Source organism: Marinobacter persicus, from assembly GCF_002934325.1.
Taxonomy (GTDB): Bacteria; Pseudomonadota; Gammaproteobacteria; order Pseudomonadales; family Oleiphilaceae; genus Marinobacter; species Marinobacter persicus_A.
Map to the genome: position 1 here is coordinate 1 of NZ_PTIV01000068.1, position 3,194 is coordinate 3,194.

The window sequence follows — 3,194 nt, forward strand, 5'->3', positions numbered from 1 at the left end:
CTGGCGTAGCCAATGTTCTCTTGTTTGCAAAATTGCGAAGCCGAGAGGCCGCTGGCGCACTGCTGATCAACCAGGGTCTGCCACTGTTCTGGAGTGCGGTGCTTTCTCATAGGGGTAACCTCGTGCTGGGAAATGTGAGGTTACTGTAGGGCGAATTTCAGCGGGGCGGCAGAACGTCGTGGAATGAACGCTTACAGCCGAGCAGCATTCTCCCGCAACCACTCCCGACACCGCTGATACTCCGGCATCACCCGCGCCATCTCCCGCCAGAATTCCGGAGAATGGTCATGGCGTATCAAATGGCAAAGCTCGTGAATCACCACATAATCAACCATCCGGTTCGGTGCCATCATGATTTGCCAGTTGAATTCCAGCTTTCCCTTGGCGGTACAGCTGCCCCAGCGGGATTTGAAAGTGCGGATGCCAACTCCGGCAGGTTCTACGCCAACCATTGGCGCGAAGCGGTTCACTTTTTCGGTCAGCTTCTGTTCGGCTTGCCGTTTGTACCAGCGCACAAGGGCGTTGCGGACCATGTGGGGTTGTTCGGTGCCGTTGGGTACGGTGACCACCAAACGACCGTTCAACAGCTTCACAGGCGCGAAGTTGCCTGCTTCTACCTTCAACCGGTAGTTGCGCCCCAGATAGCTGAAGGCTTCACCAGACACATAGCGTTTGCTGCTGGCGGGAGTCATTTCCCGGTGCAGGGTTATTTTTTCTTTGATCCAGCGACGTTTGGCTGCCAGTAACTGATCGATCTTTTCGGCGGGGGTGTTCACGGGCACTACGACAGACACGGCACCGTCTTCCACCCGAATATCCGCAGACTTCCGGCGATTGGTGCGGATGATCTCGGCAATGAAACCGTGACCGTCCCGATATTCTGGTTTGTTTGCCGCTGCCATCATTTGAACTTGTTCTGTGCCAGTTCCATGAACCGATCCTGAACCACGTTGACCAGGGCTTTTTCACCAAACGAACAGTCCAGAACCGCCCGTTTGATTTCCTTCTTCATCCGCTTCACTTCGTCCGGCTTGCTGAAGAAATCCACAATCTGGGTGGCTTCATCGAACATGCTCACCAGGTCCTGGCTGGTTGCCTTGATTTCATCGTGTACCGCTTCGCCGATGGCGTCTTCACCAGCATGTCGGGTCACTTCCGCCATCAGGATGTTGTAGAACGCGAATTCGGTTTCACTCAGCCCCAGATCATCCGCCGCCTGCTTGTGTTCGGACTCCATGCTATCGACCATCTGAAGCAGCAATTCCAGCTGCTGATCCCACTTGCCCGCCGTCTTTTCAATAATGTCCCGAAGGCGAAGGCTCAGGGATTTATAGTATTCCGGGTCTTCGTCCAGATTCACGGTGATGTGGTGCTTGATGGCGCTCTCAATTTCGGACGCGCGGGATTCGGGGGATTTGATCTGCTCCACCGTCTCCTTGAAGTTCGCTGCCATCAGGTCCACTGGTGGAATCTTCGGGTCTACTCCGGTGCTGATGATGTGCTCATCCACCAGCTGGCGGACTTTAGCCCCGGCATCGCTGATGTTCAGTCCCGGATCACGGTAGCGATTTCGTGCGGCATTCTGCACTTTGCCCCATAGTTTCAGGTCTGGAATGAAGGGCTTGGCGGCGGTATCCGGTAGAATCACATCCATCTGCTTGGCGAATTTCTTGAACGCCAGTTCGAACGGCTGACGGGTGTCTTCGTCCTTCAGGTGCAGAACGTAGTCGTCCACGTCTGAGCCCTTAACACCTGCAAAAATCGAAGCCACACGGGTGTGAGCCGCCTTCAGGCGCGGTATTTCATCCTTCAGCGTGTAGTAGGTGCCTTCCACGTCTTCGCTGCTGAAATCTTTCAGAGCGTCGGTCAGGTAGTCCGAGAGCCCGTAGTAGTCCACCACGTAACCGCAGGCTTTACCCTTGTAAGTCCGGTTTACCCGTGCGATTGCCTGCATCAAGGTATGATCCTTCAGGCTCCTGTCGATATACATCACCTGGGCAATGGGCGCGTCAAAGCCGGTCAGCAGCATATCCTTGACGATCAAGAAGCTGGTGGGGTCTTCTTTTTCTGTATCCGTGCCTAGTGGCTTGGTGAAGTTCTTGATCACCTGCTTCTGATGGGCGCTGTCGGTGTACTTGCTCAGGTATGCCGGGTCGTTGTGGGTGCCGGAAATGATGACTTCGGAAGGGGGCGCTTCCAGGTCATCCAGGGTCTTTTTGAACACTGTGGCGGCATGACGGCTGCCCACCACGATCATGGCTTTGAAGCCGTTGGGCTGAATTTTCTCCCGGTAGTGCTTGAGCAGGTCGATACACACCCAGCGGATGCGGGCAGGGGCTTCCCGTACTGCGCGTTCTACGCCGTACTTCTTCTTGATTTCCCGTTTTTCTTCGTCGCTTTTGTCTTTGAAGTATTCTTCAAACAGCGCGTCCAGCGAATCGCCCACCACATCGCTCTGAACCTGGCGACCCTCGTAGATGATGCGCACGGTGGCACCGTCTTCCACCGCTTCGTTGATCTTGTACTTGTCGATGTAGCCGCCAAAGGCTTTGTCCATCTTCTGGGATTTCAGCAGGGGCGTACCGGTAAAGCCGATCTTCGGGGCGTTGGGCAGGGCGGCATTGATGGTCATCGCCAGCCCGCCAAACTGGGTGCGGTGAGCTTCATCCGCCAGCACGATGATCTTTTCACTGGGGTTCAGGTCGGTAAAGTCACCTTCTTGTTCCGCTTCCTGAAACTTCTGCACCATGGCGGTTACAATGTCGGATGAATCCTGGGACAGCAGTTCTTTCAGTTCCGCCACTGATCCAGCGTTATAGATGGTTTCGTTCTGGGCATCCCGGAAGGTTTTCGATAATTGCCCGTCCAGTTGGGTGCGGTCGGTGACGAACACCAGTTTGTACTGCTTCAGCTCCGGGTCTCGGCGCATCTTCACCGCCAGCATGACCATTGTCAGGGACTTTCCGGACCCTTGGGTATGCCAGACTACCCCGGACTTTTCCTTGCGCGTGGTGCCGGTTTTAAGGCGTTCTATGACCTTGTTCACCGCCCGGTATTGCTGATACCGCGCCACCTTTTTAATGAGGCGACCATCCACCGGTGGCAAGCCCCCGATACAGTAGACGCCTGATAGCGTTACACTAAACGCAAATCTACAGGTGTTGATGATGAGCGCAAAGCGATACTCCGAAGAA

Annotated in this window: 3 protein-coding genes; all 3 read right to left on the reverse strand. The window is 55.0% G+C overall.

What is annotated here, in order from left to right:
- Nucleotides 1-110: IS66 family insertion sequence element accessory protein TnpA (gene tnpA, locus BY454_RS17220; protein WP_445626101.1), on the reverse strand; the 110-nt coding region annotated here is incomplete at its 3' end.
- A gap of 81 nt (nucleotides 111-191) precedes the next feature.
- Complete coding sequence (locus tag BY454_RS16505; RefSeq protein ID WP_104417650.1) at nucleotides 192-905, reverse strand: M48 family metallopeptidase; 714 nt, start codon at nucleotides 903-905, stop codon at nucleotides 192-194.
- Nucleotides 902-3,194: type I restriction endonuclease subunit R (locus BY454_RS16510; RefSeq protein WP_258075689.1), on the reverse strand; the 2,293-nt coding region annotated here is incomplete at its 5' end. The genes BY454_RS16510 and BY454_RS16505, both read right to left, overlap by 4 nt.

Coding starts and splice junctions, on each gene's coding strand:
- BY454_RS16505 (WP_104417650.1), bottom strand. CDS start 905: ATGATGGCAGCGGCAAACAAACCAGAATATCGGGACGGTCACGGTTTC.